At 36.1% G+C, this 20,562-nt stretch carries 19 protein-coding genes; 10 read left to right on the top strand and 9 right to left on the bottom strand.

The annotated features are described in order from the left end of the window. Window positions 1-13: 13 nt before the first annotated feature. Together AC07N0_RS00450 and AC07N0_RS00445 are read right to left on the bottom strand one after the other, a co-directional pair. On the bottom strand, window positions 14-1,348 hold the full coding sequence (locus AC07N0_RS00450) for a rhamnogalacturonan acetylesterase (protein ID WP_494587699.1): 1,335 nt from the start codon (window positions 1,346-1,348) through the stop codon (window positions 14-16). Between the two features lie 748 nt (window positions 1,349-2,096). After that, a complete protein-coding gene (locus AC07N0_RS00445) occupies window positions 2,097-4,544 on the bottom strand; it encodes a TonB-dependent receptor (protein ID WP_494587698.1) in 2,448 nt (815 codons plus the stop codon). Between the two features lie 582 nt (window positions 4,545-5,126). On the opposite strand from AC07N0_RS00445, the gene AC07N0_RS00440 reads away from it, so the two are divergent. After that, window positions 5,127-5,582: a hypothetical protein gene (locus AC07N0_RS00440; protein WP_494587697.1), complete on the top strand. Its 456-nt coding sequence runs from the start codon at window positions 5,127-5,129 to the stop codon at window positions 5,580-5,582. After that, complete coding sequence (locus tag AC07N0_RS00435; protein ID WP_494587696.1) at window positions 5,582-6,103, top strand: MepB family protein; 522 nt, start codon at window positions 5,582-5,584, stop codon at window positions 6,101-6,103. Before AC07N0_RS00440 ends, AC07N0_RS00435 begins: the two co-directional genes overlap by 1 nt. Window positions 6,104-6,378: 275 nt before the next feature. Here AC07N0_RS00435 and AC07N0_RS00430 read toward each other — a convergent pair whose 3' ends face one another. The 3 genes from AC07N0_RS00430 to AC07N0_RS00420 form a co-directional block, all read right to left on the bottom strand. After that, window positions 6,379-6,942, bottom strand: coding sequence for a GNAT family N-acetyltransferase (locus tag AC07N0_RS00430; protein ID WP_492800259.1), 564 nt, complete (start codon window positions 6,940-6,942; stop codon window positions 6,379-6,381). A gap of 19 nt (window positions 6,943-6,961) precedes the next feature. Beyond that, window positions 6,962-7,531, bottom strand: a complete 570-nt coding sequence (locus AC07N0_RS00425; RefSeq protein WP_492800258.1) for a hypothetical protein — start codon at window positions 7,529-7,531, stop codon at window positions 6,962-6,964. A 224-nt stretch (window positions 7,532-7,755) separates the two neighbouring features. Continuing rightward, the gene (locus AC07N0_RS00420; protein ID WP_494587695.1) at window positions 7,756-8,634 is read right to left on the bottom strand and encodes a ChaN family lipoprotein; all 879 of its coding nucleotides are present in this window, start codon (window positions 8,632-8,634) and stop codon (window positions 7,756-7,758) included. Window positions 8,635-8,771: 137 nt separating this feature from the next. Here AC07N0_RS00420 and AC07N0_RS00415 point away from each other — a divergent pair, with 137 nt between their 5' ends. From AC07N0_RS00415 to AC07N0_RS00405, 3 genes are all read left to right on the top strand, one after another. Next, window positions 8,772-9,860: a Gfo/Idh/MocA family protein gene (locus AC07N0_RS00415; protein WP_492800256.1), complete on the top strand. Its 1,089-nt coding sequence runs from the start codon at window positions 8,772-8,774 to the stop codon at window positions 9,858-9,860. Window positions 9,861-10,011: 151 nt separating this feature from the next. Beyond that, window positions 10,012-10,488 (top strand): nuclear transport factor 2 family protein, encoded by a 477-nt coding sequence (locus tag AC07N0_RS00410; RefSeq protein WP_494587694.1) that lies wholly within the window; start codon window positions 10,012-10,014, stop codon window positions 10,486-10,488. Window position 10,489: 1 nt separating this feature from the next. After that, on the top strand, window positions 10,490-10,951 hold the full coding sequence (locus AC07N0_RS00405; protein ID WP_494587693.1) for a DinB family protein: 462 nt from the start codon (window positions 10,490-10,492) through the stop codon (window positions 10,949-10,951). A gap of 218 nt (window positions 10,952-11,169) precedes the next feature. Here AC07N0_RS00405 and AC07N0_RS00400 read toward each other — a convergent pair whose 3' ends face one another. Next, window positions 11,170-11,868 (bottom strand): fatty acid desaturase, encoded by a 699-nt coding sequence (locus AC07N0_RS00400; RefSeq protein WP_494587692.1) that lies wholly within the window; start codon window positions 11,866-11,868, stop codon window positions 11,170-11,172. A 112-nt stretch (window positions 11,869-11,980) separates the two neighbouring features. Between AC07N0_RS00400 and AC07N0_RS00395 the strand changes: the two genes are divergently transcribed. The 4 genes from AC07N0_RS00395 to AC07N0_RS00380 all read left to right on the top strand — a co-directional run bounded on the left by AC07N0_RS00395 (window position 11,981) and on the right by AC07N0_RS00380 (window position 15,100). Further along, on the top strand, window positions 11,981-12,541 hold the full coding sequence (locus tag AC07N0_RS00395; RefSeq protein ID WP_492800252.1) for a hypothetical protein: 561 nt from the start codon (window positions 11,981-11,983) through the stop codon (window positions 12,539-12,541). Window positions 12,542-12,553: 12 nt separating this feature from the next. After that, window positions 12,554-13,735, top strand: coding sequence for a class I SAM-dependent methyltransferase (locus tag AC07N0_RS00390; protein ID WP_494587691.1), 1,182 nt, complete (start codon window positions 12,554-12,556; stop codon window positions 13,733-13,735). A gap of 216 nt (window positions 13,736-13,951) precedes the next feature. After that, a complete protein-coding gene (locus tag AC07N0_RS00385) occupies window positions 13,952-14,506 on the top strand; it encodes a DUF1003 domain-containing protein (RefSeq protein ID WP_492800250.1) in 555 nt (184 codons plus the stop codon). Window positions 14,507-14,530: 24 nt separating this feature from the next. Continuing rightward, window positions 14,531-15,100, top strand: a complete 570-nt coding sequence (locus tag AC07N0_RS00380) for a pentapeptide repeat-containing protein (RefSeq protein ID WP_494587690.1) — start codon at window positions 14,531-14,533, stop codon at window positions 15,098-15,100. 63 nt (window positions 15,101-15,163) lie between these two features. On the opposite strand, the gene AC07N0_RS00375 is transcribed toward AC07N0_RS00380, so the two are convergent. After that, window positions 15,164-16,429, bottom strand: a complete 1,266-nt coding sequence (locus tag AC07N0_RS00375; RefSeq protein ID WP_494587689.1) for a hypothetical protein — start codon at window positions 16,427-16,429, stop codon at window positions 15,164-15,166. Window positions 16,430-16,693: 264 nt separating this feature from the next. On the opposite strand from AC07N0_RS00375, the gene upp reads away from it, so the two are divergent. Further along, window positions 16,694-17,338 carry a uracil phosphoribosyltransferase gene (gene upp, locus AC07N0_RS00370; protein WP_492800248.1) on the top strand — a complete coding sequence of 215 codons (645 nt, stop codon included), beginning with the start codon at window positions 16,694-16,696 and terminating at the stop codon, window positions 17,336-17,338. On the opposite strand, the gene AC07N0_RS00365 is transcribed toward upp, so the two are convergent. Then, window positions 17,333-18,619, bottom strand: coding sequence for a DUF2851 family protein (locus tag AC07N0_RS00365; protein ID WP_494587688.1), 1,287 nt, complete (start codon window positions 18,617-18,619; stop codon window positions 17,333-17,335). The two genes, upp and AC07N0_RS00365, sit on opposite strands and share 6 nt — an antisense overlap. A 489-nt stretch (window positions 18,620-19,108) precedes the next feature. Then, complete coding sequence (locus AC07N0_RS00360; protein ID WP_494587687.1) at window positions 19,109-20,509, bottom strand: glycoside hydrolase family 30 protein; 1,401 nt, start codon at window positions 20,507-20,509, stop codon at window positions 19,109-19,111. Between the last annotated feature and the right edge of the window lie 53 nt (window positions 20,510-20,562).

Genomic DNA, 20,562 nt, shown 5'->3' with positions numbered 1-20,562 from the left:
GAATTAGAGCGTCTTAATTACCATCAGGTTTAACAACATGTACTAGTGGACTGTGGGGAAAATTAAAGCTAGCTTCGTCGTCTGGATGAGCAGGGTCGAAACTTGGTAAATCACTGATTAATGAAGTAGCAATGCCTAATTTTGCTTGCTTAATGCCCTCAATGATACATTTGGCTATTTCATAAGCACCATAATTGCTAAAGTGCGTGTTGTCGTGGATAGCCTTTGTTTGCTCAGGAAAAGTATTGGCTTCGTAATGCACAAAGGCTTTCATTGATTTGTCGGGCCCCATCGTTTCAAAAAGCACTTTGCTCATGGCATTCAAATCTATCAAAGCTACATTTTCGTCTTTCGCTACCTGACGCATCGCATCGGGAAAGTCGCCTAGTGTGTTGATGATTTTACCATTATCATCAAAATTTCTTCTAAGCATAGAAGTTACCAACACGGGAATGCCACCTTTTTCTTTTGTTTTCTGAATGTATGATCTTAGAAATTCCTTGTACGTCGTATTTGCTTCAACGCCAGAGCCCGCCTTTTGGTCGTTATGGGCAAATTCTATAAAGAAATAATCGCCAGCTTTCATTAGGCTCATTACTTTATCCAAACGTTTGGCACCTGCAAAACTTTTGATAGTCTCTCCTGATTCAGCATAATTGGCAAAAACTACCTCCTTGGCTTTAAAGAACCTAGGAATCATTTGTCCCCAAGCCGCATAAGGTTCTTGGATTTGGTCTACCACGGTTGAATTGCCCGCTAAAAAAGCAGTTATAACTGAATCATCTGCTTTGGTGATTTCTAAGCCACAAATTTTAGGATTCACATCAGCGAATTCAAATGTCAACTGATTATCCCAATGCAAGTATTCAAATTCCCTCGGTTTAAGTTTTACACTTTCAGTATCATTGATACGAGGAGTTCTTACATTTACCGTAAATTCTTTGGTTTCAACTTTGCCTGTTGGTGTAATTACTTTCTCTAACATCAACCTGCGGTTTTCCACTTTCACGGTGGTGGTTGAAGTGCCTTTTGTATCTCCTAGGTATAACTTTACATTATAATTCCCTTCTGGAATATCTACCGTAAAATAGAAAGACTGTTTACTGGTACAGAAATCTGAGGTCAACGCATCTTTACCTTTTCTGGTTTCTGAAACGATGGGTGCATTTGGCAAAAAGCCAAATCCCTTTTCTTTGGTGTAAACGGATTCAGGCAAGACCTGTGTATATCCTTTAGCAACTTTTCCAGCACCAAAGTCAAATTTGAAGCTAGTTGGCGATTGAGCAAAAGTGTACAAAGAAGAAAATGTGGAAATAATACCCAATAATAATCCCTTAAATTTATTCATCTTGAATGTGATAGCGTTGAATTATGTATAAAGTCCTATAAAAAAAGAAATCGTTGTATTAAAATAAGACTATCTTATCTTTTTTAAATGATAATACAAATTAAGGGTTACAACGCTCTAAAACTCTCCTGTGGTCTCACGGGGTAGGTATAGTAGGGTTTTGGAGATAAAAAATAGCTTAATCAGGAAACAATAAATATTCCCATCCATAAAAAAAACTGCGCAAGATTTTTTGATTTTAACAAAAACACGGAAGATAACAGGCTGTAAAACTTTATATAAATATAGCGATTTTTCTTTTAAAAACAAAACCTTTCTACATGATTTTTGCCCTTGATTTTGTCATAGCAATCAAAGGCAAAAAAATAAAGCATTGTTATTCATCTTAACAACAATACTTTTTTTATCATTGTTGTTGTTATTGTTTTTAATGGTTTATATAGTTTTCTTAAGTTTTAATAGTTTTATTATACTAGCTTTGCTTCTGCAGTGCTGTGGTAGTTGCTCCTGCTTTGCTTCTACAGTGCTATGGTATTTGCTTCTGCTTTGCTTCTGCAGTGCTGTGGTATTTTTTACCAAAGCAAAAGATAGGCATTTCACTACAAGACTATGTAGTATTAGTCATTCAAGGAATGGAAATAGTTGCTTATATTTTATAACGCTCATAATATACGTTGATGGGTAATTTTAAAAAATAAGAAGGGTTTCATTGATGGCATGACTTCAAGTCATGCCATCAGTAATCAATCTAATTATTAAAATCAACATCAGGACGCGTAATTTTTTGCTCCTTCTTCTTGGCAGCAGTGCTGTTACCTATTGGCAATTGCAAGGTGATTTTATAAAACCTTACTTCCCTTCGGTTCATCGACTCTTGGTATGACGTTGGCTGGTCGTAAATCGTAATAGGTTTTCTTGAATTAAAAATATCATTAATCGTAAACAATACGCTAGCCTTGTTATTCATAAAGCTTTTTCTAAGGGCAAAATCCATTGCTTTTATCCCTTGACGATAGCCTTGTAGTTGTGCCGATTTGCTGTCATAATTTGAATTCAATTGAGCCGAAATGCTATTGCTTACCTTATAAGTAATATTCAACTTGCTATTAAAACGCCACAACGTTTTTTCATAATCTGCCGATTTCAATACCATGTTGAATACATTCAAATTGGCTAAGAAATTAAAGCGTTTACCTATCGCAAAAGTCAACGTATTGTCAAAACCCGTTTGAATATCAGCCTGTGCATTGATGAAAGTAGTTACATAAACAGATGGGTCTGTTGGCGACGCTTGTACAATTTGCTTAATAGTGTTGTCTTCATACACGTAATAGAAGCTCGACAGCCAGTTCACTTTGCCTAATGAAGTATTATAGTTCAACTCAGCAGTATTGACAAACTCAGGTTGAATTTGTGGGTTACCAATCGTAATATTCTGTTTATCATTAGCCTGAATTCCGACAAACAATTGTCTGAAATTAGGACGACCAACTTTTCTGCTAAAATTAATACCAACCTCCGAGTCGGCATTGAGCTTTTTACTGATAGATAGCGAAGGGAACAACGCTTTTATTAAGTTTGAGCCGTCGCTTGAGGGAAATTTGTACCCGAAACTAGATTTAGCATCAAGATTTGAAATGCCCGTCAGGCTCGACTGTTCAAAGCGTAAGCCAGCTTCAAAACTAATATTCCTTTTCCATTTGGTAGCATACATCACATAAACAGCATTGATGGTTTCAGTAATGTTAGCATCCTGTGAAAAATCCTTCTGAAGAATCAAGGTATTACTTGCTTCATCTAGTTTTGAAAAAAGATATTGTTGGTCACGTATATAGGTATAGCTTCTTACACCCATCTCAAACTTAGTAGAATCGTTGATAGGCTTTACATAATCCAATTGAGCAAGTATCTGGCTTCCCACGGTATTTCCTGCAATAATATCCGTTTCAGGAAACCCTGCTTGGCTGTTCCCATCGGCATTCAAAGCCGTAGTAAACCAATTAGCCGCATTCGATAAATTATTACGGGTAAAAGAACTCACAAAACTCAAAGTTCTGCCTTTCTGAGCAAAATTATGCTTCCAGTCGAATTCAAGACCCACGTTATTAAAAGTGTTGTGCGGTTTCGTAGTTCTGCCACCATAACTTACTAATGTCTTACTAGCATCTAAATTCTGGTACTGTTGGTTGGTTTCTGAATTATATTCACCCGTCACATAACTACCCGCCAACGAAAGCGTATTAGCTTTATCTAGGTTATAATCTGTTGCCAAACGTATATTATGAAAAAGGTTGTTCAAGGAAACATCCGTATTTTGATTATAATAGCTCGCAACAGCCCCCGTATTAGTAAAATTAGTACGATAAGCATAACCATTCAGCGGGTTTTTGGTCGCATTAAAGTTATAGATGGTTGAAAAATTCCATTTTCCTTGGTTTACGTTCAGGTTTACCATGCCATCATACCGTGAATTATTGCCAATACCTATGCTTGCAGTACCATTATAACCAGCCTCACGATTTTTCTTCAAAATCAAGTTGACAATTCCCCCCGAAGCCGCTGCTTCATACTTAGCGGAAGGATTTGAAATTACTTCAACCGATTCAATCTGTCCTGCTGGAATTTGTGCTAAACTCAATTGTGTGGGTTTACCGTTGATATAAATCGTAGCCCCCATATTCCTTAAATTAGCAGAGCCATCTGCATTAATAGTTAACGAAGGCAAATTACGCAGTAGATTCTCAGCCGTACCACCTACTGTAGTGAGGTTTCGTTCTACATTAAAAACCCTCTTGTCCATCCCCATTGAGGTAGTACTTTTGGTGGCCGTTACCGTTACTTCCTTCAACATTTTAGGTTCTGGCAACAATGCGATGTCATCCAAGACAGTCTCCTGATTGGTTAAGGTTACAACTTGTTCATAATTTTGATAGCCTATAAAAGATACCCTGACTTTAAGTTTTTCAGCAGGCAAATTAGTGAGTTGAAACATTCCAGCTTCGTTAGTATTAACGCCTTTGAGCAAAGAATCTTTTCCAGTTTCAAGCGATCTTAATACAATAACAGAAGCAAAAGGGAGAGGCTCTTTAGTAGTACCATCAATCAATTTACCAGATAGACTGTTACTTGGTTTAGTTTGAGCAAAGACAAAAAAGTTACTCATGACAAGTAACACTACAATTAGTAATTTATTCATACGATTTTATATAAATGCTGATGTATTATTGATTTTGATGAAACAAAGTTAAGGAAGGATTCTGTAAGGAATCTGAAGTTGATAATAATCCTTGTACTGGTCTTAGATTTTTCAGGGGCTAAAAAGTTTAAAGAGGGGAAGGTAGGTTCATGATAATTTATTTTTAGCGAGGGACTTAAGTCCCTCGCTAGAGATGAGGGTTTCAAAGCTTGGTTTTAAAGACTATTTATGTACATTTAAGCTAATTTAATCAATAATAACATTTCCATTTCAACTTTTTAAAAGATGTGGGTAATCAGTAGGACTTAAGTCCTTCGCTAAAAATAAAGATTGAAACCCAAAAATATTCTTCAACCGTGGTCTGTGGCACACAGAACACAATAGTTGACTATTTTGGTTGGTAAAGCCATGAATATGAAAATTTAGTTTTGTGTTCTGTATGCCACAGACCACAGGTTAGAACACGCGTGATAATAATACCATGACACGCTTCATCAAAGGCGTGTCTTTGTTTTATCTATCTGTACAGTACAAGCTATAAATTCAAGGGAATAATTTGATTTTTGTGAAAAACTAAAAACTATGAAACTAACAACTAGAATTATTTTAGGGGGACTGCTATGTTCTACCATGTTTGCTTGTAAAGTTAAAGAAAAAGAGAGCCTTCCTATCATCGGCACGTGGGAATTGGTTTCGGCAGAAACCATTGAAAAAGACACTTCCTTTTCAACCTTTAACACTAAAGTAAAAATGATTAAAATTATCAACCCAAGTCATTTTGCTTTTTTAAGCCACCCAATTGCTAAACAAGATTCAGCCATTGCCTTTACAGCAGGTGGAGGTGAATATACGTTGGTAGATAGTGTTTACACTGAAAACTTAGAGTATTTTATCGACAAAAATTGGGAGAATAATAAATTCACTTTTGTCGTGAAAATCCAGAACGATACTTTAATTCAAAAAGGCATAGAGAAGCTAGAAAAACTAGGCGTAGACCGCGTAATTGTGGAGAAATATATAAGAGTAAAAAATAAGTAATGAAATCAAAAAACGAATTATATACGAATGATTTTCTCCTTGCCAAAGCATTAGTATATAATCAATGTAGTGTCAATTGTACTACACCTACTCCAGAAGCTGAAAGTGCAGAATATGGTGCTTGTGATTTTAAGATAGATGCCCTAAATATCAAGTATCGCATCGCTAAAATTACACCTACTAAAACGGGGCAATTTGTTACCTTATGGAAAAGAAATAACGAAGGAATTATTGAACCTTACGACATTGATGATGAGATAGATTTAGTAGTGATAAGCACCAGAAGTGAAAAACATTTTGGGCAGTTTGTTTTTCCTAAAGCTGTTTTACTCCAAAAAGGGATATTGTCAGGTAATCATAAAGAAGGGAAAAGAGCCCTTAGAGTATATCCTCCTTGGGATATTGCCAATAGCAAACAAGCTTTGAAGACCCAACAATGGCAATTAGCGTATTTCTTAGAAATTCCAGAGGATGGATTGGTAGATTTAGTTTTGGCAAAACGATTGTTTGGTAATTTCTAACTTATCACTAGCGAGGGACTTAAGTCCCTCGCTAGTGATAAGTTATTGATTTTGAAATACTTATAGGCTTGTGTCTAAAAATTATACCCGTGGTCTGTGGCACACAGAGCACAAAGCTAAATTTTCATATCAATGTTTTTATAAGCCAAAATAGTCAAATGTTGTGTTCTGTGTGCCACAGAACACGGGTTAGGCATACAGAATACGGATTAATAACTTCCTCTTAGCGAGCGACTTAAGTCGCTCGCTAAGAGGAAGTTATTAATTATGAACTACTATTCCCTCAAATCCCACACTACCACTTCCCAAAGCTCAGGATATGTTGTATCAAAATATTCGTGAATAATTTCAAAGCCTACTCTTTTGTGGGCTGCCAAAGAACGAGTATTACGTTTGGCAATTTCGGTAACGCATAGCTCAAATTTATCTGACAATTCAGTTTTATGTTTGGCGTATAGTCCATCAAAAAGTCCTTGCCCACGATAGCCCTCCGCCACACAAATTTGCCCCATCGCATAATAGCGGTAATCTTTCACCAATTTGCCTTTATATTCCAGTTCATCGAGCATCGTAAACATGGCAGTAAGCACGGGGATATCATTTCTAAAACTTTCGGGCATTACCAATGCATAGCCCACCACTTGGTCGCCATCTTTGGCAATGATTTGCGGATAGGCATCATTCATGCGAGCAAGCAATTTGAAATTATGAACAACCGTTACAAAGCCTTGGTCATTGGCTACATTCTCTGAAATATTTCGGGTTAAGTTTTTCTGTTGTAAATCCAATAACTGCCAGATTTCTTCGTCTTTAGTAATAGTGGTGAAAATTACGCTCATTGTTTTTGTAAGGAAAATATTAGTTTAATCGTCGTGTCATTAATGCTTTGATTACTTCATAAAATTGTCGGGGAGCTAATACTCGCCAATTTACTACATCTAGTGTTCCGCCAAAGTTTAAGTAATAGTCTAGTCGAAATTTTGTCCATTCCTGTTGAATGAACTCTCTGAAATTACAGGCCGCTATCCAGCCGTCCTCTACTTCTTCAAACCATTCAGCATAATAATCGTCCTCGTGGCTACCGTGGAAATTCAGTACGTTTTCGCCTACCAAGATAAATTGATTGATACCTTGATTAATGAGGTGGTCTATCACATTTCGTTTAAACCACATAATATCATTGTGAAGGGTATCATTCCATTCACCAAACATTTCGATGATGACAAAACGGAGGTCGTAATCACAAAATAATATCTTACAATATAGTGTTTCCGACTCAAATTCATCCCAAAAAGGATGAATAAAGTAGCCATAAATATCGTGTTCATAATAGGACGTGTTATAAAGCCGCTCATAAAAAGGTGAGCGTGGATCTTTGGAAGCTACATAAAGGTTTTCCCAATTATAAAATGGTTCTATGTCTTGCATTTTTTTAATTGTGAGTTAGTGATTGAGTGAGTTGTGAGTTAGTGATTGAGTGAATTGTGAGTTAGTGATTGTTTTTAATTAGTGAGTTAGTGAATTATGAGTTGGTGATTGTTTTTTAATTAGTGATTTAATATTTCCTTCTTTTTCTCTAATTCCCAACATCCTAAAGTCTAATATCTAGCGTCTAAAGTCCTTTAGCCCTAAAGTCCTCAATAAAATCCCCCTCAGTAGCTTTTCGTCATATCATCAGGGATAGCGATGATAAAGTCTGCTGAGTTTTTTGCCTTGTCTGATGGATGTTCGATGTCACTTTCTTCAATCGTGCTAATCGTTACGATTTTCAACGCTGGATTCTTTCTTTTTAAATGCCAAACTATCCCTTCAAAGTTATTTGAATGATAACTTCCATTATAATGTAAAAAACACTGTTCTTGTTGCCAATTCTTTAAAATAAAGTTTGCCATCGTTGCATCCTTAATAATTTGTGCTTTGGTAATATTTTCTGCTGAAATACTTGTGCCACCACTGCCGTGCATACCGCCCATCTTCATCATTTCGGCATAGGCAGGCAAGGTTAAATCTACTTGGATGGGTAGGGGAGCAATATTCTTTTTGGCATCGTCTGATAGTTGATTGAGGGCTTCTAATCCACCTTTTGATACCATACTGGCATATCTACGAGGAATATTAGAGGCTACAAAGTTTAATTTATTTTTCAAGGCAAAATCTAACAAAGGCTTATAATCAGTTTGATAATTTTGCCATACTTTTGCTTCGGTTTCCAATTGTTTGGCAGTAATAAAACCTTTGAGGTATTCTGTCAATACAGTTTGGTTGTCTGCCTCAAACATTTCGGCACCGAGTACCAGTTTTTCTTTTTTGAGCGCAAATAAATCCTTAGTAACCTGTAATTCAAGCCAATGATTTAAAGAATTATCATGTAATTCACCAAAGAAAACAATATCAGCTGTTGCCAATTCTTTCATCATCTTTTGGTAAGAAGTTTCTTTCAATTGCTTGTTATAAAGTATATAGGCAGGTTTGTCTGCTGATAGTGAACAAGTAAATAAGAGGAAGGCAATGGCATATAAATAAGTTTTCATAAAGGTATTTTATTGAGTGAATGTCGATGACGAATAGTTTAAAAATGTATTCGTTAAAATTAAGAAAATCAATTGAAATACTGTTAACTATACAAGACTGAATAACGATAAACCCCATTTTATATTCCTCATTAACTATGAAAAACACACGGAGAGATTTCCTAAAAACCTTTGCGGCTACGTCGCTTACTGTTCCTATGCTTTCAGCTTTACAAGCCGAAGCCGCTTTTCCTGAGAAAAAATTAGGCGTTGCCTTGGTCGGTTTGGGTTATTATGCTACCTATCAATTAGCCCCAGCACTCGAAAAAACGACTAATTGCCGACTAGTTGGTATCGTGACAGGTACGCCTGAAAAGGCAGAAACTTGGAAGAAAAAGTATAATATTCCAGACAAAAATATCTACAATTATCAAAATTTTGACCAAATTGCCAACAATCCAGACATTGATGTGGTGTATGTGGTATTGCCCAATTCAATGCACCACGAGTTTACGCTTCGTGCTGCCAAAGCTGGCAAGCACGTGATTTGCGAAAAACCGATGTCCGTTTCGGTAAAAGAAGCCGAAGAAATGATTGCTGCCTGCAAAGCTGCCAATGTTCAGTTGGCTATTGGTTATCGTTTGCATTACGAACCATTTACCAACGAAGTAATGCGTTTGGCAAAAGACAAAGATTTTGGCAAGGTTACTTTTGTAGAAGCAAGTTTTGGATTTCCGTTACGTGACTTAAAAGCGTGGCGATTGAACCCGAAACTGTCGGGCGGAGGGCCAATGATGGATGTAGGTATTTATGCCTTAAATGCGGCTAGGTATGCCACTGGCGAAGAACCAATTTCAGTGACAGCACAAACCGTGAAAACACGACCAGATATATACTTACCAGGCGTAGAAGAAACGCTTTTCTGGCAAATGAAATTTCCGAGCGGGGCAGTTTCAAACCATACTACTACTTATAACAGCGGTTTGCAACGCTTGTATGTAGGTTATGAAAATGGGAATTTAGAGATGTCGCCTGCCTATGATTATGGACCATTGAAAGGGAAAACATCAAAAGGAGAAATGAAATTGCCAATCGTTTATCATCAAGTACTTGAACTGGATGGTATTTGCGACTGTATTATCAATAACAAACCTAATATCACCCCTGGAGAAGAAGGTTTAAGAGATATGAAACTGATTGAAGCTATTTTTAAAGCGGCTAAGACGGGGAAGGAAGTGAAAGTATAATTTTAGCTTTCGGGTATCGGTCGTCGGATATCGGTCTTAGGCTTTCAATTGTCTGCTTACAGTTTTAGATTGCTGAAAACTAAAAGTGGAAGACTGACAACTGATATCCGAAAGCCGACGACCGATAGCTGAGTACCGAAAATAAAAAAATATGACTCCCAACGAAACACTAATACAGACATTCTATGAAGCTTTTAAGGTAAAAGACTTCAAGACAATGGGCGATTGTTATCATCCAGAAGCTACATTTAAAGACGAAGCCTTTGACTTGAAAGGCAAGGAAATTCCTGCTATGTGGCGAATGCTTTGCGGAGTAGGAGCAAGCACCATCATAGAATATTCTGATGTAAAAGCAGACGACAATACAGGTCAGGCACACTGGGAGGCATGGTACACTTTTTCGCAATCTGGCAACAAAGTACATAATATCATAGAGGCTAGTTTTATTTTTAAAGATGGTAAGATTCTTACGCATCGTGATAAATTTAGTTTTTATCGCTGGTCGTCACAGTCGTTAGGAATGATAGGAAAGCTCTTAGGCTGGACACCCTTCTTGAAAAAACAAGTAAGAGAGCGAGCTATGGGAAATCTTCGTAAATTTATCGCCAAACATCCCGAATATCAATAGCATGGAAACAGTAGTCGCCACCCTTCAAGATAGAATTACAGCAGTAGAAAACTATATTTCGCAATGCTCAGAAGCTGAACTAGCAACCAAAGAAAGTCCAGAGAAGTGGTCTAAGAAAGAAGTATTAGGACATCTGGTAGATTCTGCCCAAAGTAATATTCGCAGAATGGTAGTGGGGCAGTACCAAGAAAATGCGCACATCATTTATCGACAAAACGAATGGGTAAAAGCCGCTGATTATCAGCATTATGATAGCAAAGATTTACTTCAATTGTGGGTATTGTTAAACAAGCATTTTTGTAGGGTGTTGCTTAATTTACCCAAAGAGAACTATGACACTATCACAAATTGGGGAAATGCAACGACCCCAATGTTGGGACAAGAGTTAGTAACCCTTGAATTTGTGGCAAATGATTATGTCCGACACCTTGACCATCATTTGAAACAATTAGGACTTTCTTAGTTTTGAGTTTTGAATGTGGAGTGAATTTAGAAAGCTGAATAAAGCCAATCCCGAAGGGATATCAGGATTGTAGACAAGAAAATAGCAAATAAGCTAAAACCCCGAAGGGGTGATACAGGAATTCTTTACAACCTTTCTTTCACCCTTTCAGGGTTCTGTAAACAACAATGCAATCATTGCTATAATCCTGACATCCCTTCGGGATTTACATTTCCCTTTTATGCTTTATTATTTATCAATTCCTCTTGTTCTTTAGCCTCCGCCAGTTTCCACCAAGGTAAATAGGGGTAAGCATGGTGTTCGTGATGATAACCAAAAAAATAGCAAGAAATAAACGCCACAACATGGTTTAGTTTTTGGCTACGAGCTTTGTGGAGGTCGTGAGCTTCATGTTCGCCACGGTGGGGGAGGTATGTGCCAAAATAAAAAAGCTGTAGCGTACTCAGAATAGCAGGAATTTCCCAAAAAACAATGAGATTTTCCATTGGATAGACCAGCTTCAATAAATTATAAGTAATAGCCATTAATAAAATTTGCCAGAAGGTTACATACTCTAAGGCAAACTTTAAATACCATCTAAAAAATCCTCCTGCATAATAATCTGGGTCTTCGTCGGTCACTACATTTTTATGGTGTAGATGATGCTTCTTTGATAATTTATAATAATTATTAAAGGCAAAAAGCGTAGCACAGACAAAGCCAATGGCATTATTCAATCGTTTGTTGTCAGGGGTCACTACTCCATGAATCGCATCGTGAGCAGTAATAAAAATACCCGTGTACAACTGCATTTGTATTAACACAAAAACATACACCAAAGGATTAGAAAAATCGATTGGGTAATTCAGTAAATATAATAGCGACAATGCCCAAAGCGAAATAATGCTGATGGCAAAGAATAGTCCTTTATGTCTCATGGAAAAGATGTACCCGAGCAAGTAATTTCAGTTTAATACGTTAAAAACTCATTTATCCGTAACTTTGTTATGAAGATAACAACAAATCATTGCTTCACTTTTTGTATTAGGAATGGCAAAATTAGAAAAAGAACTACAACAGGCAATTGTTTCGATGCCTCAGAAAGATAAAGATAAATTATTATTAAGGCTTATTGGCAAAGATGAGGTATTGATTCAACAATTAACCTTTACTTTGGTAGAAGAAGGGCTAACGGTTGAGTCGAGACGAGAAGATATCAAAATCATCATTGATACCTTATATGATACGCCTGTTTTCTCATCGGGTTATTTAATGATGGATATGCGTTTTACCAATGCTCAGATTACTCGCCATGTAAAAGTGACGAAAGATAAGTATGGTGAAGTAGAATTGACGTTGAAGCTCCTGAAAGATTGTTTTGAGAAACAACTCAAATGGATAGAAAAGTACAATTCAAAGTCGGATACATTAGCCCTTTATATCGTAAAACGAGTAGATTTTTTATTGAAAAAACTCGTAAAGCTTCATCCAGATATTCAGTTTGACTTTCATGCTGATACTAACACTTTGTTAGGATTCGTTCACAAGCACGGCACAGCGCATTATGCTAGAGAAATGGGCTTGCCAAAAATATTTGAAATCGCTGAGTAATATCCACATACCATGAACCAACCAGAACACTTAGCGACATTTATCCAGACTATCCATGAAAGTCTGCTAGATAATTCTTTCGTTAAAATATCATTAGGCAATTATAAAGGTGCTGAAGAACAACTCAAGAATATTTATATCAAAAGGGTTTTAATTAAAAAAGAAGAGAAACTTAGTTTTACGTATCGCTATAAAACCCGAGACATTGTAAAAAACTTTGGTGTAGCAGAAGGCATCGATTTAATAGAAAAAGCTTTACAAGAAGGCTTTAATATTGCTACGCTTTTTAGCACACAGTTTGATTTGATGATAGAAAAAATCAATCAGAAAACAGTACTTCGAAAAAATGCTTCTACCAATCCAAATGCTACTTCTTTAGAACACGACAAGGCTAAAAATCGCTTAATAAAACCACAGGAAAAGCCTTATTTGCATGAATTGAAGATTACGGATGAAGAGGGGAATGTCTATAAAAATGCACAAGATAAATATCGACAGATAAACCATTATGTAGAAATACTAAGCACGTTAATCAAAGATATTCCTACACAAAACCTTTTGAAAGTAGCAGATATGGGTTCGGGAAAAGGATATTTAACCTTTGCGTTATACGACTACCTGACGAATGTATTAAAACTAGAAGCGGAGGTAACAGGCGTAGAGTTTAGACCCGATATGGTGCAATTATGTAATCGTATTGCCCAAAATACGGGTTTTGAGAAGCTTAATTTTGTGGAAGGCACCATTGAAGACTATAATAGCATTGGCACGAATATTTTAATTGCTCTTCATGCCTGCGATACTGCGACTGACGATGCCATTTATAAAGGAATCACGGCTGAAGCCGATTTGATTGTGGTAGCTCCGTGTTGTCATAAACAGATTAGAAGGGAAATAGAAAAACATAAAGCCAGTAATGAACTAGACTTCCTGACAAAATATGGTATCTTTCTGGAACGTCAGGCAGAAATGGTTACGGATGGTATCAGGGCGATGATTCTGGAATATTTTGGCTATAAAACTAAAGTATTTCAATTTATTTCGGATGCCCATACGCCTAAAAATGTATTAGTAGTAGGTATCAGGAATCCGAAAGTGCAACAAAAGAACCCAGAGATTTTAGAAAAACTAAAAGCAACCAAAGCTTATTTTGGTATTGAATACCATCATTTGGAGAAACTATTTCAATTATGAGTTTTTAGTTAGTGAATTGCGAGTTAGTAGGTTGCGAATTGTGAGTTAGTGAATTATCAGTTAGTGAATTTTTAATTGATAATTAATGAATTAACTTTTCTACGTTGATAAGTAATACCAACAATTTACAATTCCTCTTAACTAAAAAAACACTAACTCGCAATTCACTAATTAAAAACTCACTAACTCACAACCCACTAACTCACAATTACAATCATGAAAAAAAACTCTGAAATAGACAAGCTTTTAGCTGATGAAAGCCAACATATTGAAAAACTTCACCAAATCGTTGAAGATACGATTAAATCAGAACGCCTTATCGTAGAGGATCAACTAAATCCACCGATAGAGAATATTACACGAGGACAAGCTATTTCGGATAAAGTAGCTCAATTTGGTGGAAGCTGGAAGTTTATTATCATGTTTATCAGTATCCTTACTGTATGGATAATTTTTAATTCACTGATAGTGGCAAAATTCCGATTTGATCCCTATCCTTTTATTTTGATGAACTTGGTGTTATCATGTATTGCAGCCTTGCAAGCACCCATCATTATGATGAGCCAAAACCGACAAGAAGAAAAAGACAGGATACAAAGCGAAAATGACTATTTGGTCAACCTCAAAGCAGAAACTCAAATCAGGAGTTTACAGCAAAAGATGGATTTATTGTTGGAAGAGCAAATCAAAACACTTTTTGAAACACAAGCCAAACAATTTGCTTTATTGACTGAAATTAGTAAAAAACTGGAAAATAATAATACCAAATAGCCCTTAACATTATCTAACCCAATAATGAAAGAAGAATTCTATGAGCAAACTTTTGAGAAGATTGATTTTTCAAAACAAGCAATTACCCATAAAGAATACGATAGTTGCACCTTTAAAAACTGTGATTTTTCTAATGCTAACCTTTCCAATAACGATTTTATAGATTGTACTTTTGAAAGTTGTAATCTTAGTAGCGCTAACATCAATAATACCAGTTTAAAAACCGTAAAATTTATTGATTGTAAAATAATAGGGGTAGATTTTAGCATCAGTAAAGAGTTTTTGTTTGCAGTATATTTCAACAATTGTTCTTTAAATTATACCTATTTTTTCAAAAAGAAACTTCAGAAAACGAAATTTGATAATTGCCAAATTCAAGAAGCAAATTTTACAGAGGCAGATTTGACGAGTGCTTCCTTCAATCAGTGCGACTTGTTGAATACTGTTTTTGAACAGACCAATTTGTCAAAAGCAGACTTTAGGAGTGCAGAACATTTTGCGATTAATCCTGAAAAGAATACCATCAAAAAAGCAAGGTTTTCTTATGATGGATTGAGAGGATTATTATATCAGTATGATATTGTGATAGAGTAAATAGAATATAATCTTATTTTGTATTGCCCAGAAATACATCCTTCTAGGCAATACAAAAAATCATTAAAAAATATATCCTAAAGCTAAACTAACAGAATTAAGTTTTATCGAACTCTCGTTATCAAATAATCTACTACCACTTGTATAAAATAGCTCTACTTTAACCTTTTTAACGTTAATTCCAGTACCTACCAAAAAACCACGTTCTACTTTCTTTTGATTTCTGGTGATGAGTACTCCGTCATAAAGGTTTGTATTAAAATCTATTCTTGTAATGTTTAACGAATTTTTAGCGTCTAGGTAATATCCGAGATTTCCTCCTATTCGTATAAAGGGCTTTATGGCACTATTAATAAAGGTATATTTCAAATAAGGATTAAAGTCTATCACTTTGTCTGAAATAGAAGCAACCACCCTATTTCCTAGTATTTCTGAAGAAGTATTATGACTATTTTGTCTAAAATAGATATCCAGACCAGCTGAAATGGGGTTTGTCACACGCTTAGATTTAATCTCAATGCCAAGTCCGAAAATTGGATGAACAGCATCCGAAAAAGAAGACATGGCTGCAAATTGATAAAATCCAGCATTAGCATCATTCCCTGAATAATCCATTTGTTTAAAGGATACGCCAGCTAAAAAGTTGAAGGATATTTTAGAACCTACATGTTTTTGAGAATAATTTGCGGGGATAGCACCTCCACAACGGTTGTTATATCGTTCAATCAATTTTTTGAGAGCAACTTGCGAATATTCTGTTTTATCAGCAGTAACTGTAGGACAATCATAAAACATGAGGTTTAATTGATTTTTATACTCCTCGACAGTAGCTACTTTCCCGCCTTCTTGTCCGATGGTGATGGTATATTTAATAATCAGTAATTCTTTGATTTTTTCTTCAGGGCTTTCAATAAAGAAATGATAGTTCTCGTCCCAGCCTTGTAAGCGATAAAGGTTCATTTTACCTTTAGTGAGCAAAGCCAAAAAAACTGTTTTTTCAACAAATTTGGGAGTAACATCTAGGTCTAGTTTGCCGTCAGTGAATGGTTTAATATTGATGTTAACTGTTTTGCTATAATAATATTCATCACTTGTTTTAAAATAGGCTACTTTTAATTCATCAGCTTTGTATATAGTGCTGTTTTGATCGCCATTGTTTCTCTTGAAAATTACTTCAGAATGTGTGTGAACAGCTTCTTTAAGAAAACCTCTAAGGGTATCATTCTGAGTAGTTACTACATAACCTTCTACAAAGTTTTGTTGAGCCTTCGAATAATGGAAAAATAGTAAAAAGAATAGTGTAGCGAATAAGGTAGGAGAAAATTTCATATTATGGGTTTGATTATGGATGATAAGTGTTTTTAATAATTCAAATGTAAATTTACCACAAATTGATCTGAAATTACGTGTTCTATAAATAGAATGATGTTTTATAAAAGGGTAATATTTTAATTAAATAATATTATTTCCTTGTTTCATTAAGTTGTCTGCTAAACTCTGGGGTAATTTATCAATTGTAATTGTTTTTTGCCACATTATTACTAACTTAATCCCAACGTATTTTTAACACAGTGCTATTAATAATCTTCCTCTATGTTTATCTTAACTTCAACCAACACAATTGCCAATCATTTTATCGCTGAATTGCGTGATGTAACCGTTCAACAAGATGCGATGCGTTTCAGAAGAAATATGGAGCGACTAGGAGAGGTATTGGCGTATGAGATTTCTAAAACACTTAGTTATGAAAAGGCTTTTATCCAAAGTCCATTAGCCATTGCTAAAACAGAGCTTTTGAGTGAACAACCTGTTTTGGTGGCTATTTTACGGGCTAGTTTGCCTTTTCATCAAGGGTTTATTAATGTATTCGATAAGGCACAGAATGCTTTTATTGGGGCATATCGTGGCAAACATCGGGCAGATGAAACATTTGACATCCAAATGGATTATTTGGCAAGTCCAGACCTGACGGGCAAAACCATTATTTTAATAGACCCGATGTTGGCAACGGGGAAATCTTTGTTAAAGTCGTATGAGGCACTCTTAGCCTACGGCAAACCTGCCAAAGTAATTATTGCTGCTGCCATTACTGCCCCCGAAGGAATAGCTTACTTACAACGAAATATGCCCGAAGCCGAGTTTTTTGTGGGCACAATAGATGACCATCTGAATGAAAAATATTACATCGTTCCGGGCTTAGGTGATGCTGGCGATTTAGCTTTTGGGTTGAAATTATAGCTTTTCTCGTAACAAGCTAATGCCTACTTCACAAGAAAGGCATTTCTTGGTACTACAAAACTGATTGAACCATTCAATACCCGCTTGGGAATCAAAAGCTGTTTTCATTGGCAAATCTAATGTTTGCCAATGTTTAGTGATTTTATTGTTCTCAGCAGGCAATTCTTCTAAAAATCGGATAGCCTTTTCGAGGTATCTTTCATCATCTTTTTGTTTGCTATAAGCCACTAGCAATGGTACAACGGTATTGATGACAATATTCTCTACCGAAGTTTCTCCAATAATCGGTACTTTCCCCGTTGCTTCCTTCCCAAAGACATAGTGTTCTTGCCAATAAGCAGATTGTTCTATCTTAAAGGTCTTTGAAACATTTTCGATATTGTCGAGGTGCAGTATTACCGAAAACAAATTAATGTTTTCTTGAATGAGCTTAGCAAATTGTGCTAGCCTGACTGTCGGGAAATTAGCTGGTCTTAGTCGTAAATATTTCCATTCGTGTGCTCCAAGAATATCATCTTGTAGTTGGTATTTAGCCGAAAGAAATTGAAATTCCTTGGCTAGTTTTGTTTGATATTCATCCTCCAAACTATTCGCTGATAGAAAACCAGCTACCCCAAAAAGCAATGCTTCAAGCTGAAAAAGGTTATCACGATGTTTGCCCAGTACTTTCAAAGGTAAAGCTTTTGCTAAGCGAAAAAAGGGTTCAGCGTTTAGTTTAAAACCAAAGTTTTTTGCCAATGTTTGATACGCCGTTTCCTCCCAATCTTGGTTGTTTTCGGATAAATATTGATGTACAAACAAAGCTTTATTTGCTAGTCGTTGCATCAATACCTTGTCAAGCATCGCATATTTCTTTACTCCAGATACCTTCTGGAATTGTGAATAACAGGCCATAGGCTGTTTGCTTTCAAGCAAAGCCTGATATTTCTGTGCCAAAGAATAATCCGTCTTATCAGAAAGAATCAGGGTTGGAATTTTGGTTTGGTCACTTCTTACAATAGGTTTATCATCTTGCCAAACCACATGAAGAATTACGTTTTGATATGCCACATCCGAATCATGTGCATGGATATTCCAATCAGAAGATTTCACATGGATTTCAACCGTACCAGCCCATTCTACCTCATCAATCAGTAGTCTGGCATCTTGAAAATCTGCCCCAGCATTGGTGTTGGGCTGTCCAATTCTTAAAACTTGAATCGTTTCATCATCAGTAGTTTGTAGGCAAGATTTGTCAAAATATTGAAATTGCCATAGAAAGTGTAGAAAGGCTTCGTTCATTTAGTGTAGTATTAAGTGTATGAACAAAAATAATGACTTTTGTGGATTTGTGGATGATAGTGGGGATTTTTTTAATTGATTAAGAATCGTGTTATCGTTAGAAGTGTTATTTTTGATGTAATAAAAGAAGAATATGAAAACAGAAAATAATATTTTAACCCTTGATAAATTTAAGGATAAGTATTAGGGCAAACGTGGCTCAGCACGACGAGAAAAATTAGAAAAAGGGTATAAAAATTTTAAAGAATTGTTGAGCTTGGTTTAGGCGGACATTTAGATGTTTCAATAAAACTTTGAGGAGGCTGTCTAAAAAGGAAATTACTGCCAAATATTCTTTGGTTTTCAACCTCACCCCTAACCCCTCTCCTTCAGAGAGGGGAACTTTTGGGCTCAAAAGCCCCTTCTCTGAAGGAGAAGGGGTTGGGGATGAGGTCTTTCGCAGAATAATATTTGGTTGTGAAAACTTTTGGACAGCCTCCTCAAAGACACTTACCAAACATAAGTAGCTACCATTCCCGCTTCTAAAGTCTGCACTGCTTTTTTGCCTTGATAGGAAATGTTGAATTTCTGAGGCTTAATGCTTTCATTTTGTACAATCAATACCTTTTTGCCTGTTGGCGTTTTGAACGCTACATTTGTCAATGTCATCGTAGTGTTAGAGGCTATTCTTACAGAATTTGGTCGGACAAATTTAGAGGCATGGGCAATAATATAATAAGCAGGGTTACGGGTAATCGTGTTTTTATCAATCGTAATGGCTCCTAAACATTCCGTACAGCCACCTTCAGTATGTGGATTTTGTTTAGGGTCGGCGGCTAAGTTCCATTCCAACACAGTCTTACACCAATTTCGTGGACCACCAATAATCAAGCTCTTGATATGCCAGCCTAAATCCCCTGGGAAATTCCCCGGACTGCCAATCCACTGCTCTGTAAAATATAGGTTTTTATCAGGATGCGCATTGTGAACATCCGTCAAAGCGTGGATACTTCCGCCATATAAATGAAAGGCTGAGCCATCAATGTATTTTTTAGCTTCCGAGTCGTCTAAAATACTGATAGGATAATCTGGACGGTCGGCATTATGGTCATAAATAATAATCTTAGTATCTATTTTCGCTGTTTTGAAAGTTGGGCCAAGGTGTTTTTTTACAAACAGTGACTGTTCTTCTGGTAACATTAATAGACTTGGATTATTGCCAGGGTGTAATGGTTCATTCTGAACAGTCATGGCATCTATTCTGATACCTTCCTTTTTCATTTCTTGCACATATTTAGCTAAATATTTAGCGTAAGTAGTATAATATTCGGGCTTCAAACTTCCACCTTTTGAATTGCCATTGGTTTTCATCCACGTCGGTGGCGACCATGGCGAAGCGAGAATTTTAATGTCGGGATTAATGGCTAAAATCTGTTTTAATACTGGGATAAGATATTGTTGGTCGGGAGCGAGGTTGAATTTAGCTAGTTCAGTATCTGTTTGTCCGTTAGGCAAATCATCATAAGAAAAAACATGGTCGTCCAAGTCGGAAGCACCCACGCTAATTCTTAGATAACTGACCCCAATATTGTTGTTATTGGTCGCAAAAAGCTCTTTTAACAAAGCACTTCTTTCATTAGCCCCCATTTGATTAATCAACATCGCACTTCCGCCCGTAAGGGTAAACCCAAAACCATCCATTTTCTGGAAAGTTTTACTTTCATCTACGATGATACTTGGCAAAGTGTTACTGGTAACTTCAAAGTTAAACGTCTTTGCTTGTTTCTGGAAAAGGATAGATTTATCAGGACTTGTCAGCCAAATTTCTGCATTTTTAGATTGAGCCTTTATATCAAAATGGTTAATGAAGTATAAGCCAATGATGAAGATAATATGGTAAATATTTTTCATGTTAAAAAGATTATTTTGCACAGAGATTGTATCGGAATGCAAAATAATCTTTT

The sequence above is a fragment of the Arcicella sp. GW821-FHT09D11 genome (assembly GCF_059416265.1).
Note: the sequence above shows the minus strand (reverse complement) of the source record. Positions and strands in the feature narration are given on the sequence as shown.

Excerpts from the sequence above, each read along its gene's own strand:
- AC07N0_RS00385 (WP_492800250.1), top strand. The coding sequence starts at position 13,952 with ATGAAAAAAAACTCTGAAATAGACAAGCTTTTAGCTGATGAAAGCCAA.
- AC07N0_RS00365 (WP_494587688.1), bottom strand. The coding sequence starts at position 18,619 with ATGAACGAAGCCTTTCTACACTTTCTATGGCAATTTCAATATTTTGAC.
- AC07N0_RS00435 (WP_494587696.1), top strand. The coding sequence starts at position 5,582 with ATGAAATCAAAAAACGAATTATATACGAATGATTTTCTCCTTGCCAAA.
- AC07N0_RS00425 (WP_492800258.1), bottom strand. The coding sequence starts at position 7,531 with ATGCAAGACATAGAACCATTTTATAATTGGGAAAACCTTTATGTAGCT.
- AC07N0_RS00390 (WP_494587691.1), top strand. The coding sequence starts at position 12,554 with ATGAACCAACCAGAACACTTAGCGACATTTATCCAGACTATCCATGAA.
- AC07N0_RS00400 (WP_494587692.1), bottom strand. The coding sequence starts at position 11,868 with ATGAGACATAAAGGACTATTCTTTGCCATCAGCATTATTTCGCTTTGG.
- upp (WP_492800248.1), top strand. The coding sequence starts at position 16,694 with ATGTTTATCTTAACTTCAACCAACACAATTGCCAATCATTTTATCGCT.
- AC07N0_RS00420 (WP_494587695.1), bottom strand. The coding sequence starts at position 8,634 with ATGAAAACTTATTTATATGCCATTGCCTTCCTCTTATTTACTTGTTCA.
- AC07N0_RS00430 (WP_492800259.1), bottom strand. The coding sequence starts at position 6,942 with ATGAGCGTAATTTTCACCACTATTACTAAAGACGAAGAAATCTGGCAG.
- AC07N0_RS00415 (WP_492800256.1), top strand. The coding sequence starts at position 8,772 with ATGAAAAACACACGGAGAGATTTCCTAAAAACCTTTGCGGCTACGTCG.
- AC07N0_RS00375 (WP_494587689.1), bottom strand. The coding sequence starts at position 16,429 with ATGAAATTTTCTCCTACCTTATTCGCTACACTATTCTTTTTACTATTT.
- AC07N0_RS00405 (WP_494587693.1), top strand. The coding sequence starts at position 10,490 with ATGGAAACAGTAGTCGCCACCCTTCAAGATAGAATTACAGCAGTAGAA.
- AC07N0_RS00445 (WP_494587698.1), bottom strand. The coding sequence starts at position 4,544 with ATGAATAAATTACTAATTGTAGTGTTACTTGTCATGAGTAACTTTTTT.
- AC07N0_RS00440 (WP_494587697.1), top strand. The coding sequence starts at position 5,127 with ATGAAACTAACAACTAGAATTATTTTAGGGGGACTGCTATGTTCTACC.
- AC07N0_RS00360 (WP_494587687.1), bottom strand. The coding sequence starts at position 20,509 with ATGAAAAATATTTACCATATTATCTTCATCATTGGCTTATACTTCATT.
- AC07N0_RS00395 (WP_492800252.1), top strand. The coding sequence starts at position 11,981 with ATGGCAAAATTAGAAAAAGAACTACAACAGGCAATTGTTTCGATGCCT.
- AC07N0_RS00410 (WP_494587694.1), top strand. The coding sequence starts at position 10,012 with ATGACTCCCAACGAAACACTAATACAGACATTCTATGAAGCTTTTAAG.
- AC07N0_RS00380 (WP_494587690.1), top strand. The coding sequence starts at position 14,531 with ATGAAAGAAGAATTCTATGAGCAAACTTTTGAGAAGATTGATTTTTCA.
- AC07N0_RS00450 (WP_494587699.1), bottom strand. The coding sequence starts at position 1,348 with ATGAATAAATTTAAGGGATTATTATTGGGTATTATTTCCACATTTTCT.